A 17475-nucleotide genomic window follows, 5' to 3' on the forward strand; every position below is an offset into this window, starting at 1 on the left:
TCCTATACGACGAAAACCAATTCGTGGCGGAGGTGAGCGTGGCAGCCGACGACGAGGCCGCGCTCCCATCGGGCGCGCCGAGCACCGATCTGCTCAGCCTCCACGAGTCGATCGCCGGGGTGCTCGCCACCCAGGGTGACTGGCGCCGCGCCTATCACCACCTCAAATCCGCCTTCGACCTCGCCCGGGCAGGCAGCCTGCGGGACACGCTGACGTCCAGCTACAACCGCCGCTACCTCGACCAGTGGCTGCACGGCCCGGCGGTCGACCACCGCGGCCCGCCGGGGATCGCGATCGCGCTGGTCGACCTCGACCTGTTCAAGGGCGTCAACGACACTTTCGGGCATCTCGTCGGCGACCGGGTGCTGCGTGAAGTGGCCGATCTGCTGCAGCAGGGGCTGCCGCCCGAGGCGTTCTGCGCCCGCTACGGCGGCGAGGAGTTCGCGCTCGTCATCCCGGACGTCGACGCCGCCCGCGCCGTGCGCATCGCGGACACCGCCCGTATCCGGGTGGCCCGCCATCCGTGGCGCCGGATCCGGCCCGGTCTGTCGGTGACGATCAGCGTGGGACTCTCGCACGAGAGCCGCGCGGAACCGAATCCCGCGATGGAACCGGAACGACAGTTGCGCAGTGCCGACGCTTTGTTGTATATGGCGAAACGGGCAGGACGGAACAAAGTCGCCTATCACGATGAGGAATCTTCACGGACGATTCCGCATCCGATGAACGCCGCGGACTCAGCCGGCACCTAGGCCACTCACTCGGCCAACACTCGCACTCTGCGTAGCGGTTTCGAACCTTTTAACGCAGCTTTAACCACGACCGCTCACCCGATCGCATGGACCGCTCGGCGCTTCTCGGTACCTTGGGTGAAGAAAATTCCGGGATGGTTGTCGTCACGAACCCGAGGTGTCCGTACGATAACGAAAGAGCTTCGACCGATTCGTGAAAGGAGACCGAGTGCCCGACGAGCACCACAACCCGGGGACCGGTCGCCACAGCCAAACGGAGAGAAGTTCCGGTGAGCGCGGCCGCAGGGCTCGACGCCGCTCGATGGACACCCACGGCGGGATCAGCGTTTCCGACGTCGTCGCACGTCATACCGGTGAGCGCCCGACCTTCGACCCCGCCGCCGAGGCTCCCGCTCCGCGCCGTCTTCGACAGGACGAGCCGTCTCCCGAGCCTCCGAGACCCGGTGCGCGTGCCGCCAGGGTGGAGCCGCCCGCACCGCGTCGGCCTCGTCCGGCCGCCCCCGTCGAAAGCCCGGCTCCCGCGCCTCGTGCGGCCAACCCCGCCGCACCGCCTGTTCAGACGCCGCCCGCGGAGACCCCGCGCCCGCCTCGCGCACGCCAGCCGCGCCGCACTCCTCAGGCCGCTCCCACCCCCGAAGCGCCGACGCAGCGCCGTCCGCCGGTGGTGAACCCGGGCGCGCAGCAGCAGCCCGTCGCCCCGGCGCCTCCGCGTCGTCCCCGCCGCCCGCCGCAGCGGCCGGTGCAGCAGGCACCGGTCGCCCCGGTCCCGCAGCCGTCCCTCTCGCCCGGTGTCCCGCCGCGGTCCGAGATGGACCGGCTCACGATGACCGACGAGCTCGAAGCGATCGACGACGCGACGATCACCAAGCGCAAGATCGACCACACGCTCGCCCGGTTCTCCGCCGCGCACGACGAACTCGAGGCCGAAGAGGCCAAGAAGCGCGAGCGCCGCGAGCGGCTCGCTTCCCGTCCCGCCGCGCTGCTGGAGCAGACCCGCACGGCCTTGCAGCGCGTGGTCACGACCACCGATTCCGAGCCTGCCGAGGCCTCCGGGGAATCGTCGCCGCAGACCCGCCTGCAGGAGAAGAAGGAACGCAAGACCAAGCAGACGGCCAAGGCGGGCCGGATCGCGGCCGCCGTAGTCGCCGCGCTCGTGTTCCTCTCCATCGGTTCGGCCTGGGGCGCCCAGACCTGGTTCGACGCGAAGTTCAACAACGTCGCCTCGCTCGACGAGGACTCGGCCGACATCCAGGACGCCGCCGGTCAGACCGGCGACGAGAACTTCCTGATGGTCGGCTCCGACACCCGTGACGGCGCGGCCGCCGAAGACGGCGTCGGCGACGCGGACGGCACCCCGGGCGCCCGTTCGGACACGGTGATGATCGCGCACGTCCCCGCCGACCGGCAGCGCGTCGTCATGGTGTCCTTCCCCCGCGACCTCGAGATCAGCCGCCCCGAATGCAAGCGCTGGGACCCGGCGACGTCGTCGTACAAGGAAGAGACCTCGCCGCCGCAGAAGATCGCGAAGCTGAACACGGCCTACGCGGTCGGCGGCCCGCAGTGCGTCACGAAGGTCATCCAGCAGATCACCGGCATGAAGATGAACCACTTCGTCGGGATCGACTTCAACGGCTTCAAATCCATGGTCGACGCCGTGCAAGGCGTCACCGTGTACAACGAGAAGCCGGTCGACGACACCACGCTCGGCATGATCGTCCCGCAGGCGGGCGAGGTCCGGATCTCCGGCGACCAGGCGCTGAACTACGTCCGGGCGCGGCACGTCAAGGGCGACCCGACGTCGGACTACGGCCGGATCAAACGGCAGCAGGCCTTCCTCGGCGCGCTGCTGAAGACGGTGATGTCGAAGGACGTCATCCTGGACACCGGCAAGCTCAGCGGTTTCATCGACGCGTTCGCCAAGGCCACCTTCGGCGAGAACCTCGGCATCAAGCAGATGATGACGCTGGCGAAGTCGATGCGCGGGATGGGATCGGACAAGGTCAAGTTCCTCACCGTGCCCACCACCGAAGAGGCGAACAAGCGCGGCAACGAGGTCCTGGTGCAGAGCCGGGCGAAGGCCGTCTTCGACGCGCTGATCAACAACACCCCGCTGGAAGAGAAGGCGCCGGCGCCTCCCGCGAGCGACACGGCGGCCGCTCCGACCGGCTCCGCCAAGTCCGGCGGCGCCAAGAAGAGCACCAGCTCAGGCTGAGGATCATTCGTTAGTCCGGGTTCACGTCGGGTTCACTCTGGGATGCGGCTTTTGGTGCCCGTTCCCCGTAGGGTTGGGCCATGCGTGAGGCTTACCATGTCGAACTCGAACAGCTCGCCGAGAACCTAGCGAGCATGTCCCTCCAGGTCGCCGACGCGATGGAGCGGGCGACCCGGGCGTTGCTCGAGGTCGATCTCGGACTCGCCGAGCAGGTGATCAGCGACGACGCGAAGGTCGACGACGCGCGCGCCGAATGCGAGGAGCAGGCGTACGCGCTGCTGGCACTGCAGGCACCCGTCGCGACCGACCTGCGGACCGTCCTCGCCGCGATCCACGCGGCGGAAAGCCTGGAACGGATGGGCGATCTGGCGCTGCACGTGGCCAAGGCCGCGCGCCGCCGCCACCCGGACCCGGTGCTGCCCGACGAGGTGAAGGCCGACTTCGCCAAGATGGGCGAGGTCGGGGTGAGCCTGGCCCGCCAGGTCGAGCAGGTCATCAAGTCCAAGGACGTCGAGGCCGCCCGCACGATCGAGTCGGACGACGACGAGGTCGACGAGATCCACAAGCACCTGTTCACCGTCATCATGGACCGGAACTGGGACCACGGCGTCGCCGCGGCCGTGGACGTCACCCTGCTGGGCCGCTTCTACGAGCGCTTCGCCGACCACGCCGTCTCGGTCGCGCGCCGGATGATCTTCGTGGTGACCGGCAAGATGCCCGGCTACGGACCCGACGAGCTGTAGGGACTCGCCGAAGGGCCCTTCACCGCATGTGCCGCGGTGAAGGGCCCTTCGTTGTGTCAACGGCTCAGTGCTCACGACCGCCCTGCGCGGGTGTCGCGAAAGCCACTTTCGGGACACCCAGCGTCGCGAAAGTGGCTTTCGCGACCTGCCTCGGGCAAGCACGGGGCCGACCTCGCGCGGGTCGTGAGTGGCGATTCGGGTTAGAACCCGAATCGCCACTCACGACCACCCGCACCGGCACTCAACTGGCCAGGCCGCCCGGGAAGGGTTGCGAAAGCCACTTTCGCAACCTTCAGCGTTGGGAAAGTGGCTTTCGCAACGTCGCCTCAGCCTGCCCGCACGCCCCAGACCCCCAAGCGCGTGAAGGCCCCCTTCCCTCGGCTGAGCCGAGGGAAGGGGGCCTTCACGCGCAAAAAGACTCAGCCGAACCGGCCCGAGATGTAGTCCTCGGTCGCCTTCTCATCCGGGTTCGAGAAGATCTTCTCGGTGTCGTTCAGCTCCACCAGGCGCCCCGGCTGGCCGACGCCCGCCAGGTTGAAGAACGCCGTCTGGTCCGAGACCCGCGCCGCCTGCTGCATGTTGTGGGTCACGATGACGATCGTGTATTCCTTCTTGAGCTCGCCGATGAGGTCCTCGATGGCGAGCGTCGAGATCGGGTCGAGCGCGGAGCACGGTTCGTCCATCAGCAGCACGTCGGGCCGCACGGCGATCGCCCGCGCGATGCAGAGCCGCTGCTGCTGGCCACCGGAGAGGCCGCCGCCCGGCTTGTTGAGCCGGTCCTTGACCTCGTTCCACAGGTTCGCGCCGCGCAGCGCGCGCTCGGCGACCTCGTCGAGTTCCTTCTTGCCCTTGGCGCCGCCGAGGCGGAGGCCCGCCACGACGTTGTCGCGGATCGACATCGTCGGGAACGGGTTGGGCCGCTGGAACACCATGCCGATGGTGCGGCGGACCTGCACCGGGTCGACGCCGGCGCCGTAGATGTCCTCGCCGTCGAGCAGCACCTCGCCCTCGACGCGGGCGCCGGGGATGACTTCGTGCATGCGGTTCAGCGTGCGCAGCACCGTCGACTTGCCGCAGCCCGAAGGGCCGATGAACGCGGTGACGTTCCGCGGCGGCACCGAGAGGGTGACGCCGTCCACGGCGTGGAATTTGCCGTAGTAGATGTCCACGTCTTTGACGTCGATTCGTTTGGCCATCTCAAACAGCTCACTTCTTCTTCGGGGCGACAAGACGGGCAAAGAGCATGGCGAGGAGGTTCACGATCGCGATGATCAGCACCAGGGTGAGCGCGGCACCCCAGATCCTGTCGAACGCGACGGTACCTTCGTCGAACGGGTTGCTGACCCGTTCGTTGTTCATCAGAAGCGGCAGAGCGGCCTGCTCGCCACCGAAGATGTCCCAGTTCACGTAGGCGGAGTAGCCCACGAGGACCAGCAGCGGCGCGGTCTCGCCCATGACCCGGGCGAGCGCCATCATGATGCCGCCGATGATGCCGGACAGCGCGGTCGGCAGGACGATCTTCATGATCGTCTTCCACTTCGGCACGCCGAGCGCGTAGGAGGCTTCGCGCAGGTCGTCGGGGACGATCCGCAGCATCTCCTCCGAGGACCGCACGACTACCGGGATCATCAGCAGCACCAGGGCGAGCGACACGGCGAAACCGCTGCGCGGGAGGCCGAACGTGGTGATCCACAGCGCGTAGATGAACAGCGCCGCGACGATGGAGGGGACACCGGAGAGGATGTCCACCATGAACGTCGTGGTCTTCGCCAGCTTGCCGCGGCCGTACTCGACCAGGTAGATCGCGACCAGCATGCCGATCGGGACCGCGATGATCGCGCAGACCACACCCTGCAGCACCGAGCCGATGACGGCGTGTGCCACACCGCCGCCGACCTCGTCCGACAGGACCGAGCCGAAGTCCTCGGTCCACCAGTTGCTGTAGGGGATCCGCTTGACACCGTTGATGACCACCGTGGCGAGCAGCCACACCAGCGGCACGACGGCGATCAGGAACGACAGCCAGATCAGGCCCGTGGCGAGGCCGTTCTTGGCCTTCCGCGCGAGGCTGACCTGCTGGAAGGCGGGGGTGGTGGCGGGGGTTTTCTCGAGCGTGGTGGACATGCTCAGTCCCCCTTCTTGGCGATGATGGATCGCGCGGCGAAGTTGACGATGAACGTCAGCAGGAACAGCACGAGGCCGGCGGCGATGTACGCGCCCGCCGAGATCTCGTTGTTGAGTTCCGCGTAGTCCGCCGCGATCTTCGAGGCGAAGGTGGCGCCGCCGTCGAAGAGGCTCCAGGTGAACTCGCGGCCCACCGCGCCGGTCAGGATGATCGCGAGCGCGATCGTCTCGCCGAGCGCGCGGCCGAGGCCGAGCATGGAGGCGCCGATGTACCCCGCCTTGCCGAACGGCAGCACCGTGGTGCGGATGACCTCCCAGCGGGTGGCGCCCAGCGCCAGCGCGCCTTCGATGTGCGGGGTCGGGGTCCGCTCGAACACCTCGCGGGACAGCGACGTGATGATCGGCAGGATCATCACGGCGAGCACGATGCCCGCGGTGAAGATCGTGCCGCGCATGTCCGGCGAGACGTTGCCCGCCGCGAAGATCGGGATCCACGAGAAGGTGTCGTTGACCCATTGGGAGAAGGGCTCGATCGTCGGTGCGAAGACCATCAGGCCCCACAGGCCGTAGATGATCGAGGGGACCGCGGCGAGCAGGTCGATCACGTAGGCGAACGGCCGGGCCAGCCGCTTCGGCGCGTAGTGGGTCAGGAAGAGGGCGATACCGAGCGAGATCGGCATCGCGATGATCAGCGCCAGCAGCGACGAGTAGACCGTGACCAGCAGCAGGCCCATGATGCCGAACCGCATGTCGCCCGGATCGGTCTGCCAGACCTGGCTCGTCAGGAAGCTCGCTTCGTCGGCCTGGAGCGCCGGAATGGCCTGCACCAGCAGGAACAGTCCGATCAGGCCGATCAGGCCGACGACCAGAACGACGGCGCCGGTGGTCAGGAACTGGAAGATGCGGTCACCGGGTCGCACCGTCCTGGAATTGGGGCTCGCGAGCGGCACCGAGGACTTCTCGGGCGGTGACGCGGCAGGTTGCTCCGAAATCGGGTCCTCCGTGAAGGTCTCGCGGACGCCAGAACGCCCACCGGGGTCGCCGGTGGGCGTTCTGGGCGAAGATGAATCGCTCATCGACTACTTCTGTCCAGCCTGTCTTTACTGATCAACCTGAAGGTTGGCAAACAGGGTCAGGCGATGGCCTTGACAGCGGTCAGGACCTTGTCCTGCAGGCTCTGCGGGATCGGCACGTAACCCTTGTCCCCGAGCGGCTTCTGGCCGTCCGTGGCGGCGACGGTCAGGAAGGCCTTGACGGCCTTGGCGACCTCGGCGTCGGCGTACTTCGAGCAGACGATCTCGTAGGTGGCGAGGATGACCGGGTACGCGCCCGCGACGTTGCTGCCGTAGATCGCGTCGAGGTCGAGGGCGAGGTCGTTCGAGCCCTCCTTCTTGAACTTCGCCGCGTCGAGGGACTTGGCGACGTTCGCCGCGGTCAGCTCGACACCGCCGGAGCCGCTGTCGATCAGGGCGGAGTTGAGGCCGTCCTTCGCGAAGGCGGACTCGACGTAGGTGATGGCGCCGTCGGTGGCCTTGACCGCGCTGGCCACACCGTTGGACTTCTCGGCACCGTTACCGACGCCACCGTTGAACTTCTTGCCGTCGCCCTGGGTCCAGGCGCCCTTCGAGGCGACCTTCAGGTACTTCTGGAAGTTGTCGGTGGTGCCCGACTCGTCGGTGCGGGAGATGACCTGGATCGGCTTGTCCGGCAGGTTGACGCTCTCGTTGCCCTTGACCGCCTTGATGGCCGGGTCGTTCCACTTGGTGATGCCGCCGTTGAAGATCTTGGCGGTGACCTCGGGGGTCAGGGTCAGCTTGTCGACCCCGGAAACCTTGTAGGCGACCGCGACCGGGCCGATGACGAGCGGGAGGTTCCACGCGTCGGAGGCGCAGCGGGCCTTGGCCTTGTCGGCTTCCTCACCGGACTTGAGCGGCGAGTCGGATCCGGCGAAGTCGACCTGGTTGCCGTTGAACTGCTTGACGCCGGCGCCCGAACCGCTGGGGTTGTAGTTCACCTTCTGGCCGGAGCACTTGGCGGCGTAGGCCTGCACGAAGATGTCGATCGCCGTCTTCTGGGCGGACGAGCCCTCGGCCGAAAGCGGGTTCTTGCCGCCGCAATCGACGTCGGCCGTGCCGCTGGGCGCGTCGGCGGCACCGGTGCTGCCGGGCTTGGTCGCCGCCGGGTCGGATCCACAGGCGCCGAGCACGAGGGCGGCGGTGGCCACGATGCCGATCGCGCCCGCGGGCCGCATGATCTTCACTGCATTTCCTCCACTGGGAGACTTTCGCCGGATCGGTGGAACGGGAGCGTTCCTTCCGGACCCGGACACTAAGCACCGACAGTGGACAGGCGGCCGTCAGAGGGTGAACGACAAGTGAACAAGGCGGCCGATGTGAGCAGCGCGACTACTCCGAAAGTGGTCCGTGTCCCGGCCGTGACCTGCGCGTCTGCTCTCCGTGACCGGTCAAGTGCCGCACGTGTGAACACGGTTACCGAGCGTATTGAACGTCTACCTCGTATCGGGTGAAGCCGAGCTTCGAATAAACGGCGAGTGCGGGGGCGTTGTCGCCTTCGACGTACAAGATCACTTGGCCGAGTCCGCGATCGCGGAGATACCGCAGCCCGGCGAGCGTGAGCGCCTTGCCGAGGCCGCCGCCCTGCGCGTCCGGATCGATGCCGACGACGTAGACCTCACCTGCGGGCTCGCCGCCGAACCGGCCGGGAACGGCCTCGTGGACCTTCGTCCAGTGGAAGCCGACGACCTCACCGTTCTCCTCGGCGAGGAAGAAGCCTTCGGGGTCGAACCAGGCCTCGGTCTCGGTCGCGCGGACGTCGTCGGCGGTCAGTGCGCCTTGTTCGGGATGCCAGTCGAAGGCACGCGCGTTGACGCGGACCATCGCTTCCTCGTCCTGGCCGGGTACGAAGGTGCGCAGTGTGACGCCTTCGCGCGTCACGGGTTCCGGCCAATCGGCTGCTTCGACGTCCGCGTGCAGGATCAGCAGTTCCCGCGCGCGCTCGAAGCCTTCGGTACCGGCGAGGTGGACGGCGGCGGGGTGATCGCCGTGCGCCCAGACGCGCAGCGGCTTTCCCTCGACGTGGTCGACGAGCGCCTTGGTGAGCGCCCTGCCGTGCCCGGAGCGGCGGTGCCCGGGATGAACGAAAAGCTCGGCGACCTGGTTTCCGTGCGAATCGCCTTCGGTGTCCAGGTGCGCGTACGCGACCAACTCGCCGTCGACATGTCCCAAAAGATGCTGTCCACCGGCGAAACCGGTGTCCTCGGGGCGGCCGTCGGCCTCACGTACGGCGAGCAGGAAACGGCGGATCTCTTCCGTTTCCGGTTCACCGGTCCACAGCAGTTCGAGCATGAAACCGACACTACCGGGGAACCCGTGGGGCGCCCGGGCGTCTTGTCAGTGTCTGTCGCAGGCAGGAGAGGGGACTCAGTGCGAGGAAAGCTCGCTCGGCTCGTAGACGCTCGCGTCCGGGGCGATGGCCTGCTTGGCCACGGCAGCAGTGCCTTTGGCGGGCCGCTCGAACTTGTAGCCGACGTTGCGCACGGTCCCGATCATCTGCTCGTGCTCGGGCCCGAGCTTCGCGCGCAGGCGCCGGACGTGGACGTCGACCGTGCGCGTGCCGCCGAAGAAGTCGTAGCCCCAGACCTCCTGCAGCAGCTGGGCGCGGGTGAACACCCGGCCGGCGTGCTGCGCGAGGTACTTGAGGAGTTCGAACTCCTTGTAGGTGAGTTCGAGGGTGCGCTTGCGCAGTTTCGCGGTGTACGTCGCCTCGTCGATGACCAGTTCGCCGACCCGGAGCTCGGCGTCGACCTGCGCGGAAGCGCCGTCGCGGGTGGTGACCAGCCGCAGCCGCGCGTCGACCTCGGCGGGACCCGCGGTCGGGAGGAGGATGTCGTCGGTGCGCCATTCCGCGCTGACCGCGACCAAGCCGCCTTCGCCGACGACGGCGATGACCGGCGTGGAGGTCTCGTCCTCACCGGCGCCCTTGAGCAGGCGGCAGAGGCTCTTCGCGGAGGCGAGATCGCTGCGGGCGTCGAGGACGATGACGTCGCGGTGGCCCGCGTCGAGCAGTGCGGTCACTTCCGGAGCACGGACGCGTACGGTGTGGGGCAGCAGATCCAGGGCGGGGAGCACCGTGGTGGCATCTGCTTCCGGGGTCAGTACCAGAAGGTCCAGGCTCATCGCCGCACCGCCTTCAATCGTGGTCGCCTCGAACGTGGCTACAGCCGGTGCTTAGTGAGAATAGCGGGTGAACAGCCGAGGACCTACCCCGTGCTGGATCGATCACACCTGGCCAAAGAGGTTTACGAAGGAGATTCGACGCAATGGTGAGCAGGCCCGTGGCGCATGACGACCGACCGTCCCCCGGCCGGTCCGCCAAGCGAGGAAAGCGCCGTGGCCGAGGCTGGCTCATCGCCCTCGCGGTACTGGTGGTGCTGCTGGTCGGGGCCGATTTCGGAGCGGCGGCGTTCGCCGAGCACACGATCTCCCAGAAGACCCGCGAACAGCTGGCGCTGGCCAACGATCCGGCCGTCACGGTGCACGGTTTCCCGTTCCTGACCCAGGCCCTTTCCGGTGACTACAGTCACATCACCATCAACGCCCAGGGCGTCGCAGTCCCGCCGAAGCTACGGGACGTGGACTTCAACGCGGACATGACTGACGTCACGGCGCCGCTGTCGGATCTGACTTCCGGCAACACGAAGTCGATCGTCATCGGCACGCTCAAGGGCGAAGTGACCGTCAAGGCCTCCGACATCGCGAAGCAGGCCCCGCTCGACAAGATCGAGAACCTGAAGATCGAGCCGGTCACCGAGGCCTACGTCCGCAACGGCGAGAACGGCCAGAGCGAGACGACGCCGCCCACCACCAACGCGCAGGGCGAACCGATCGACAGCTCCAGCGCGGGCATCCGGCTGTCGGGCAACGTGCAGATCGCCGGGCAGAAGGTGGAGATCTTCTGCTTCGCGATGATCGAACTCAAGGGCCAGAAGATCAGCATCGAGCCGAAGCGGTTGCAGTTCGGGAATGACAAGGAGACCACCGTCGTTCCCCAAGCGGTACAGGACGCGCTGCTGCCGAACTTCAACGCGACCATCGACACAGGCGCGATGCCGTTCTCGGTGACCCCGACGTCGGTACGCGTGAACAGCGGCTCGGTGACCATCAAGGGTGAAGGCAAGAACGTCGCCTTCAGCGGAGCGAAGCCACAGGGGTGACTTGCGGATGACCGGGGTGTGGGTGCTGCTGGGCGTACTGGTGCTCGGCGGCGTGGCGGGCGCGCTGCTCCAGGCGCGCAACGGCCGCATCCGCGCGGCGAAGACAGGCGCGCCCGCACTGCCCGGCCGCGTCTCGGACGCCCTCGCGCCCGAAGGCGTCACCCTGGTCCAGATCTCGACGACGTTCTGCGCGCCGTGCCGCCACACCCGCGTGATCCTGTCGGCGCTCGCGGACAAGACCGACGGCCTCACGCACGTCGATCTGGACGTCACCGAGACCCCCGAAGTCGCTCAAGCACTTTCGATATTGCGGACTCCGACGACGCTGGCGTTGACGCCGGACGGCCGGGAGGTTTTCCGCGTCGGCGGCGTTCCCCGAGGTCAGGAGCTTCTCGAAGCCCTGAAGCCCCATCTGGCGAACGTCTGATCCCGAATTTTGGGATGCGTCCCAAGGTGTGAACACGGTTCCCAACCTGAGGGAGCTCTGCGTACCCTCGTGCCCGTGAACAGGCTGCCCCGAACCTTGCTGACCCAGCGCCGCGCAGTGGATCTGTGCCGCGTTCGCAGCAGCCTGTGTCCGGCTGAGCCCGGCGTTCGCTGAACGCGTCTTCAAAGCCGCTGCGCGTGCCCTTCCGGCACGCACCTTCCCTCTCGTTCGCAGGAGGAACCATGTCCGCAGGACCGGCCGTCGACCCCCGTGGTCCGCGTTTCGCCGCCATCCTGACGACGATCGTGCTCGCGGTCGTGCTCATCACCCAGTGGTGGCCACTGCTCGCGGCGCAGGCGGTGGTGTTCGCGATCGGGGCCTTCATCGGGCTCAAGCCGGCGCCGTACTCCCTCCTCTACCGCTACCTGGTCGCGCCGCGGCTCGGCCCGACCACCGAACGCGAGGACGCCGCTCCGCTGCGGTTCGCGCAAGCCGTCGGGTTCGTGGTCGCCGTCGTCGGCACCGTCGGCTTCGCCACCGGGTTGACCGCGCTCGGGTTCGTCGCGACGGCGTTCGCGCTGCTCGCGGCCTTCCTCAACGCGGCGTTCGACTTCTGTCTCGGTTGCGAGATGTACCTGCTCATCAAACGTTTCAGCCCCAGCCCTCGCGCGTCCTAACCCAGAAAGAGAGTCAGCTCCATGAGCCGTGAAGACGTCCTGGTCACCACCCAGTGGGCCGAGGAGAACCTGGACACCCCGGGTGTCGTGTTCATCGAGGTCGACGAGGACACGACCGCGTACGACAACGGACACATCCGCGGTGCGGTGAAGTTCGACTGGCGCAAGGACCTGCAGGACGGGGTCCGCCGCGACTTCGTCGACAAGGAGGGCTTCGAGAAGCTGCTGTCCGAGAAGGGCATCTCGAACGACGACCGCGTGATCCTCTACGGCGGCAACAACAACTGGTTCGCCGCGTACGCATACTGGTACTTCAAGCTCTACGGCCACGAGAACGTGCAGCTGCTCGACGGCGGCCGCAAGAAGTGGGAGCTCGACGGCCGCGAGCTGAACTCCGAGGACGTCAAGCGCGAGCCTGCCGAGTACAAGGCCAAGGAGCAGGACCTTTCGATCCGCGCGTTCCGCGACGAGGTCGTCCAGGCCATCGGCTCCAGCAACTTCGTCGACGTGCGTTCGCCCGACGAGTTCTCCGGCAAGCTGCTCGCCCCGGCGCACCTGCCGCAGGAGCAGTCGCAGGTCCCCGGCCACATCCCGGGCGCGCTGAACGTCCCGTGGGCGAAGGTCGCCAACGAGGACGGCACCTTCAAGACCGAGGAAGAGATCAAGGAGCTGTACTCCGACGAGGGCCTCGACGAGTCGAAGTCCACGATCGCGTACTGCCGGATCGGCGAGCGTTCGTCCATCGCGTGGTTCGCGCTGCACGAGCTCCTCGGCTACGACGCCGTGAAGAACTACGACGGTTCATGGACGGAATACGGCTCGCTCGTCGGCGTGCCGGTCGAGTTGGGAGCTAAGTGATGGCCGGCAACGACACTGACAGCTGCGGCGCACCGGTCCAGGAGGCCACGCCCGCCGATTACGACACCCGCGGCCAGGTCGTGCTGGCAGGCAAGGTGACCGGTTCGGAGGGCCCCGTCGGCGGCGCCTTCGTGCGGTTGCTGGACGGCGGCGGCGACTTCACCGGCGAGGTGGTCTCGTCGGCCGACGGCGACTTCCGCTTCTACGCGGCCCCCGGCGACTGGACTGTGCGCGCGCTGCACCGCTCCGGCAACGGCGAGGCCTCGGTGACCGCCCAGGGCCCCGGCGTCCACCAGCTGGCGATCGCTGTGTCTTAGGTCGCGCGCTGACGGAAACGCGCCGAAGGGGCGTCGTTCCGCATCCACCTCACGGTGAGTGCGGAAGGCGCCCCTTCATCGCGTTTCCGTGGGCCTTCGGCCCCAAAGAGGCGCGCGACGTGAAGTCTCCGTCGGGCGCGGAGCGCCCTTTGGGAGACCGTGTGGCCACTACCACCACCCCTTCGCGGCGCCGCGCGTCAGGCCAGGGACTATTCTCCGTGGCGTGGAGATCCTGTTTACGACCCTGCTGGTGCTCGCCGGCGTCGCGATCACCTGGTTCGCCGTGTACGTCGTCTACCGGCTTTACGCGGACCAGCGCTGACCGATGACGGCTAATGGCGACGAGGCCATCCAGGCCGCGGAGAAGCGCGCGGAAAACACGCGCGACCGGAACCTTCCGCAGTTCGACGACATGCCCATCCCGGGCGACACGGCGAACCTGCGCGAAGGAGCGAACCTCAACGACGCCTGCCTGGCGCTGCTGCCGCTCGTCGGCGTCTGGCGCGGCGAGGGCGAGGTCGACTACCCGACCATCGAAGGCCCGTACCGGTTCGGCATGCAGCTGACCATCGCGCACGACGGCCGCCCGTTCCTCATCCACGAGGCGCGTGCCTGGCTGCTCGACGAGGACGGCAAGGTCATCCGTCCGGCCGCGCGGGAATCCGGGTTCTGGCGTCCGCAGGCGGACGACACGATCGAACTGCTGCTGACCCACAACACCGGCATCGTGGAACTCTTCTACGGCAAGCCGCGTGGCAAGGCCTCGGTTCCCGCCTGGGAGCTGGGCACCGACGCGGTCGTCCGCTCGTCGAGCGCCAAGGACGTCACGGCGTCGCAGCGGCTCTACGGCATCGTCAACGGCGAACTCGGCTATGTCGAGGAGCGCGCCATGATGGGCCAGGAACTCCAGCCGCACACGTCGGCGCTGCTGCGTCGCGTGGTGGGCTGACCCTCTTTCCATGCGGTGGCGTGCCTACGGCGAGCACGCCGCCCTGCTCGACTGCGATTCCCTGACACAGACGATCGCGGCACACGCCGCGATTTCGTCCGCGCGCCCGCCGGGGATCGCCGAACTCGTCCCCGGCGCCCGCAGCCTGCTCGTGGTGGAAACGCCTGGCTCCGGCGCTCTCGCGGCCGCCCGTGACCTGCTGGCGGACGCCGATCTCGACCATCCGCCCGAAGGCGAACCCGGGGAGATCACTCTCGACGTCGCCTACGACGGCGAGGATCTCGAACTCGTCGCGCGGGACGCCGGAGTGTCCACTGAGGACGTCGTCCGGCTGCACACCGGCGCCGTCTACACCGTGGCCTTCACCGGCTTCGCGCCCGGATTCGGTTACCTGACAGGACTTCCCGAGCCGCTGCGCCAGCCCCGGCTGTCGACTCCGCGCACTCGCGTGCCGCCGGGTTCGGTCGGGATCGCGGGCGAGTTCACCGGCGTCTACCCGCGCGTCTCGCCCGGTGGCTGGCGGCTGATCGGCCATACCCGGACCGTCCTGTTCGATCCGCGCGCCGACCCGCCCGCGCTGCTGTCGCCCGGCGACCGGGTGCGGTTCCGGAGTGCGGGATGAGGGCGCTCGAAGTGGTCGAGACCGGCCCGCTCGCGCTGATCCAGGACCTCGGCAGGCCCGGTTACGCGCATCTCGGTGTCCCGCCGTCCGGCGCGTTGGACGTCCCGGCGCTGAAACTGGCCAACCGGCTCGTCGGCAACGCCGAGGACGCCGCGGGCGTCGAGTGCCTGTTCGGCGGACTGCGACTGCGCGCGTCGGCGTCCTGCACCGTCGCGGTGACCGGCCCGGCCGTCGGCGTCGAGGTCGACGGACGCGACGTCGGTTCCCACGCGCCGGTGTGGCTGGCCGCGGGCCAGGTCGTGTCGATCGGCGCACCCGCCACCGGTTTGCGGTGCTACCTGGCGGTTTCCGGCGGCATCACGGTCGCCGCGGAACTCGGCAGCCGCTCGCGGGACGTCCTTTCGGAGATCGGGCCCGCGCCACTGAAGGCGGGCGACGTCCTCCCTCTCGGCGTGCCGTCCGTGTCCGGAGGCGCCGACGTCGTCTCGCCCGCGATGGCTCCGGCGGAGATCGTCGTACTGGTCGACCCGGGGCCGCGGGCGCATTGGTTCGAAACCCTGGCGGCCGGGCTCGCGAAGACCTGGACGGTGACGGCGGAATCCAACCGCGTCGGGCTCCGGCTCGACGGGCCGGCCTTGGCTCGCGGAGACGAATACGCGGAGCGGGAACTGCCGAGCGAAGGCCTGTTGACCGGCGCCGTCCAGGTGCCGCCGAACGGGTTGCCGGTGGTGTTCTTGGCGGATCATCCAACTACCGGTGGTTACCCGGTGGCGGCCGTGGTGAGACAGGCGTCACTCCCGGCACTCGCGCAGGCCCGACCCGGAACCCTTCTCCGCTTTCACTCGTCCACGAAGGTGTGGAACAGGTAACGGTCGACGGTGGCACAGGTGTCATCGACACAACTTCGGTCCCCACCCAGCCCGAACTCCCGCAGTCGCTGCGCATCGCGCTGGCCACCGGTCAGATGCGGCGTCCGCTCGGCGACACGCTCCGCCCGCTTCTCGATCTCTTCGCCGACGGCGAATACCAGGTCACCGGACCCGAACGACTCGCCGAGGACCGCTACCTGACCCCGAGCGCCGACTGGCCGCCCGCCGACGTGTCCCGGGTCGGCTACTACCGGACGGCGATCAAGAGCGGGCACCGGCCGGTCGCGGTCGTACTGGAGACCACCGGCGCGGCGGTGATCCTCGACGGGCACCACAAGATCGCGGCCTACCGCGAAGAAGCGATCCTGCCGCACCTGCTGATCATCAGCCCGCTGGGTTGATGGACACCCCACGGTTCCGCGATCCCCAGACCCGGATCGACGATCTCGCGGACGAGCCGATCCTGGTCGCCTGCCCGCGCTGCTCGCGCTGTGCCTCGGTCACACCCGAACGGCTGACCTGCGCCGGCTGCGCCCTGGTGCGCTTTCCCCCCGACCCCGACTACCGCGCCTGGAACCGGCCGGTCGACCCGTTCTTCCGCGAACCGCTGTGGCTGCGAGCCGACTGCTGTGGCGGGCACACCCTCTGGGCGTTCCACGTCAGCCACCTGGACCTGATCGAACGGTTCGTCGCGGCGACGCTGAGGGAACGCGGACTCGGGGATCGTCCCGGCCTGACCTTGGTCGCGCGGCTGCCCTCGTGGATGACGATGGCGAAGCACCGGGACGAAGTCCTCCGGACCATCGCCAAGCTGCGGACGACGCTCAGCTGATCGCGTACTCGCTCTCGTACGCGGCGGCCAGTTCGGCGTGGATCGCGCTGGAGTCGGTGAGCGCGACGCCGTCGAGCGTGTGCACCCTGGTCAGCTTGCGGACCGACGAGGCGAGGAACAGCCCCTCGCCCTCGATGAGGTCCGAGACCTTGAGCGGCTCGACCTTGACCGACCAGCCCGCCCGCTCGGCACCCCGGAACAGCGCCGCCTGCGTCGTGCCGGGCAGGATGCCGATGGTCGCCGGCGGTGTGTAGATCGTCCTTTCCTTCGCGAGGACGACCGTCGAAGTCGGTCCTTCGAAGACCGAACCGTCGGCGGCGGTGAAAATCACATCGCTCGCGCCGCGGCGGCCCGCCTCCCGCAGCGCGGCCATGTTGACGCCGTACGAAATCGACTTCGCGCCCAGCAGCAGCCACGGCGCGCGCTCGGCGAGATCGGGCTCGATACCGCGCTCGAGGGTGATCGCCGCGACGCCTTCGACACGGGCCCGCTGGACCTTCTCGTCGATCTCGACACCGAGCGCGAACCCGAACGGCTTCGCTTCCGGATCGCCGTCGATTCCCCTGGTGTACACCAGTTTCAGCGCGATTTCGGCCGGGCCGGACCAGTTGTCGATGACGGTCTGCGCGGCGCGCTCCCAGTCCGCGAGATCCGGCTCCGGCAGGTCGAGCATGGCCGCGGAACGGGCCAGCCGCTCGAGGTGCGGGCGGAGCTCACGAGGGCGACCGTCGACGACGAGGATCGTCTCGAACACGCCGTCACCGCGAAGCAGCCCGAGGTCGTCTACCCGCAGGTGAGCGGCTTCGGGGTCGGCCAGGGTCCCGTCGAGAAAGGCAAGCACGCGCATGGGGACACGGTAC

20 protein-coding genes are annotated in these 17475 nt (G+C 68.2%); 13 read left to right on the forward strand and 7 right to left on the reverse strand.

The window, feature by feature from the left end; genetic code table 11:
- The first annotated feature begins 23 nt into the window (after positions 1 to 23).
- The 3 genes from DL990_RS01335 (at position 24) to phoU (ending at position 3707) form a co-directional block, all read left to right on the forward strand.
- Positions 24 to 752, forward strand: coding sequence for a GGDEF domain-containing protein (locus DL990_RS01335; RefSeq protein ID WP_125797667.1), 729 nt, complete (start codon positions 24 to 26; stop codon positions 750 to 752).
- 208 nt (positions 753 to 960) lie between these two features.
- Positions 961 to 2964, forward strand: coding sequence for an LCP family protein (locus DL990_RS01340; protein ID WP_370451227.1), 2004 nt, complete (start codon positions 961 to 963; stop codon positions 2962 to 2964).
- Between the two features lie 80 nt (positions 2965 to 3044).
- On the forward strand, positions 3045 to 3707 hold the full coding sequence (gene phoU, locus DL990_RS01345; RefSeq protein ID WP_125679662.1) for a phosphate signaling complex protein PhoU: 663 nt from the start codon (positions 3045 to 3047) through the stop codon (positions 3705 to 3707).
- Between the two features lie 419 nt (positions 3708 to 4126).
- On the opposite strand, the gene pstB is transcribed toward phoU, so the two are convergent.
- From pstB to DL990_RS01375, 6 genes are all read right to left on the reverse strand, one after another.
- Positions 4127 to 4903, reverse strand: coding sequence for a phosphate ABC transporter ATP-binding protein PstB (gene pstB, locus DL990_RS01350; RefSeq protein WP_125679661.1), 777 nt, complete (start codon positions 4901 to 4903; stop codon positions 4127 to 4129).
- A 10-nt stretch (positions 4904 to 4913) separates the two neighbouring features.
- Positions 4914 to 5831, reverse strand: a complete 918-nt coding sequence (gene pstA / locus DL990_RS01355; RefSeq protein WP_125784903.1) for a phosphate ABC transporter permease PstA — start codon at positions 5829 to 5831, stop codon at positions 4914 to 4916.
- Between the two features lie 2 nt (positions 5832 to 5833).
- Complete coding sequence (pstC, locus tag DL990_RS01360; RefSeq protein ID WP_125797937.1) at positions 5834 to 6751, reverse strand: phosphate ABC transporter permease subunit PstC; 918 nt, start codon at positions 6749 to 6751, stop codon at positions 5834 to 5836.
- Between the two features lie 212 nt (positions 6752 to 6963).
- Positions 6964 to 8091, reverse strand: a complete 1128-nt coding sequence (gene pstS / locus DL990_RS01365; RefSeq protein WP_125797668.1) for a phosphate ABC transporter substrate-binding protein PstS — start codon at positions 8089 to 8091, stop codon at positions 6964 to 6966.
- A gap of 229 nt (positions 8092 to 8320) precedes the next feature.
- Complete coding sequence (gene mshD, locus DL990_RS01370; RefSeq protein WP_125797669.1) at positions 8321 to 9196, reverse strand: mycothiol synthase; 876 nt, start codon at positions 9194 to 9196, stop codon at positions 8321 to 8323.
- 75 nt (positions 9197 to 9271) lie between these two features.
- Positions 9272 to 10027, reverse strand: coding sequence for a response regulator transcription factor (locus tag DL990_RS01375; RefSeq protein WP_125784900.1), 756 nt, complete (start codon positions 10025 to 10027; stop codon positions 9272 to 9274).
- Positions 10028 to 10170: 143 nt separating this feature from the next.
- On the opposite strand from DL990_RS01375, the gene DL990_RS01380 reads away from it, so the two are divergent.
- The 10 genes from DL990_RS01380 to DL990_RS01425 all read left to right on the forward strand — a co-directional run bounded on the left by DL990_RS01380 (position 10171) and on the right by DL990_RS01425 (position 16615).
- Positions 10171 to 11064, forward strand: coding sequence for a DUF2993 domain-containing protein (locus tag DL990_RS01380; protein ID WP_125797670.1), 894 nt, complete (start codon positions 10171 to 10173; stop codon positions 11062 to 11064).
- A gap of 7 nt (positions 11065 to 11071) precedes the next feature.
- Positions 11072 to 11491: a thioredoxin family protein gene (locus DL990_RS01385; RefSeq protein WP_125784898.1), complete on the forward strand. Its 420-nt coding sequence runs from the start codon at positions 11072 to 11074 to the stop codon at positions 11489 to 11491.
- Between the two features lie 242 nt (positions 11492 to 11733).
- Positions 11734 to 12168 (forward strand): DUF4395 domain-containing protein, encoded by a 435-nt coding sequence (locus DL990_RS01390; RefSeq protein WP_125797671.1) that lies wholly within the window; start codon positions 11734 to 11736, stop codon positions 12166 to 12168.
- Between the two features lie 21 nt (positions 12169 to 12189).
- Positions 12190 to 13026: a sulfurtransferase gene (locus tag DL990_RS01395; protein ID WP_125784896.1), complete on the forward strand. Its 837-nt coding sequence runs from the start codon at positions 12190 to 12192 to the stop codon at positions 13024 to 13026.
- The gene (locus DL990_RS01400) at positions 13026 to 13343 is read left to right on the forward strand and encodes a DUF1416 domain-containing protein (RefSeq protein WP_125797672.1); all 318 of its coding nucleotides are present in this window, start codon (positions 13026 to 13028) and stop codon (positions 13341 to 13343) included. Before DL990_RS01395 ends, DL990_RS01400 begins: the two co-directional genes overlap by 1 nt.
- 325 nt (positions 13344 to 13668) lie before the next feature.
- The gene (locus DL990_RS01405; protein WP_125784894.1) at positions 13669 to 14292 is read left to right on the forward strand and encodes an FABP family protein; all 624 of its coding nucleotides are present in this window, start codon (positions 13669 to 13671) and stop codon (positions 14290 to 14292) included.
- Positions 14293 to 14302: 10 nt separating this feature from the next.
- Positions 14303 to 14914: a 5-oxoprolinase subunit PxpB gene (gene pxpB, locus DL990_RS01410; RefSeq protein WP_125797673.1), complete on the forward strand. Its 612-nt coding sequence runs from the start codon at positions 14303 to 14305 to the stop codon at positions 14912 to 14914.
- The gene (locus DL990_RS01415; protein ID WP_125797674.1) at positions 14911 to 15783 is read left to right on the forward strand and encodes a biotin-dependent carboxyltransferase family protein; all 873 of its coding nucleotides are present in this window, start codon (positions 14911 to 14913) and stop codon (positions 15781 to 15783) included. The genes pxpB and DL990_RS01415 overlap by 4 nt, the downstream gene beginning before the upstream one ends.
- Positions 15771 to 16184, forward strand: a complete 414-nt coding sequence (locus tag DL990_RS01420; protein ID WP_125784891.1) for a hypothetical protein — start codon at positions 15771 to 15773, stop codon at positions 16182 to 16184. Before DL990_RS01415 ends, DL990_RS01420 begins: the two co-directional genes overlap by 13 nt.
- Positions 16184 to 16615, forward strand: coding sequence for a TFIIB-type zinc ribbon-containing protein (locus DL990_RS01425; RefSeq protein ID WP_125797675.1), 432 nt, complete (start codon positions 16184 to 16186; stop codon positions 16613 to 16615). Before DL990_RS01420 ends, DL990_RS01425 begins: the two co-directional genes overlap by 1 nt.
- On the opposite strand, the gene DL990_RS01430 is transcribed toward DL990_RS01425, so the two are convergent.
- On the reverse strand, positions 16608 to 17462 hold the full coding sequence (locus DL990_RS01430; protein WP_125784889.1) for an aminodeoxychorismate lyase: 855 nt from the start codon (positions 17460 to 17462) through the stop codon (positions 16608 to 16610). The genes DL990_RS01425 and DL990_RS01430 overlap by 8 nt on opposite strands.
- Positions 17463 to 17475: the final 13 nt, after the last annotated feature.

Origin of the sequence: Amycolatopsis sp. WAC 01416 (genome assembly GCF_003947485.1) — a bacterium.
Classification (GTDB): domain Bacteria; phylum Actinomycetota; class Actinomycetes; order Mycobacteriales; family Pseudonocardiaceae; genus Amycolatopsis.

Coding starts and splice junctions, on each gene's coding strand:
- phoU (WP_125679662.1), top strand. CDS start 3,045: ATGCGTGAGGCTTACCATGTCGAACTCGAACAGCTCGCCGAGAACCTA.
- pstB (WP_125679661.1), bottom strand. CDS start 4,903: ATGGCCAAACGAATCGACGTCAAAGACGTGGACATCTACTACGGCAAA.
- pstA (WP_125784903.1), bottom strand. CDS start 5,831: ATGTCCACCACGCTCGAGAAAACCCCCGCCACCACCCCCGCCTTCCAG.
- mshD (WP_125797669.1), bottom strand. CDS start 9,196: ATGCTCGAACTGCTGTGGACCGGTGAACCGGAAACGGAAGAGATCCGC.
- DL990_RS01375 (WP_125784900.1), bottom strand. CDS start 10,027: ATGAGCCTGGACCTTCTGGTACTGACCCCGGAAGCAGATGCCACCACG.
- DL990_RS01380 (WP_125797670.1), top strand. CDS start 10,171: ATGGTGAGCAGGCCCGTGGCGCATGACGACCGACCGTCCCCCGGCCGG.
- DL990_RS01385 (WP_125784898.1), top strand. CDS start 11,072: ATGACCGGGGTGTGGGTGCTGCTGGGCGTACTGGTGCTCGGCGGCGTG.
- DL990_RS01390 (WP_125797671.1), top strand. CDS start 11,734: ATGTCCGCAGGACCGGCCGTCGACCCCCGTGGTCCGCGTTTCGCCGCC.
- DL990_RS01395 (WP_125784896.1), top strand. CDS start 12,190: ATGAGCCGTGAAGACGTCCTGGTCACCACCCAGTGGGCCGAGGAGAAC.
- DL990_RS01400 (WP_125797672.1), top strand. CDS start 13,026: ATGGCCGGCAACGACACTGACAGCTGCGGCGCACCGGTCCAGGAGGCC.
- DL990_RS01405 (WP_125784894.1), top strand. CDS start 13,669: ATGACGGCTAATGGCGACGAGGCCATCCAGGCCGCGGAGAAGCGCGCG.
- pxpB (WP_125797673.1), top strand. CDS start 14,303: ATGCGGTGGCGTGCCTACGGCGAGCACGCCGCCCTGCTCGACTGCGAT.
- DL990_RS01415 (WP_125797674.1), top strand. CDS start 14,911: ATGAGGGCGCTCGAAGTGGTCGAGACCGGCCCGCTCGCGCTGATCCAG.
- DL990_RS01425 (WP_125797675.1), top strand. CDS start 16,184: ATGGACACCCCACGGTTCCGCGATCCCCAGACCCGGATCGACGATCTC.
- DL990_RS01430 (WP_125784889.1), bottom strand. CDS start 17,462: ATGCGCGTGCTTGCCTTTCTCGACGGGACCCTGGCCGACCCCGAAGCC.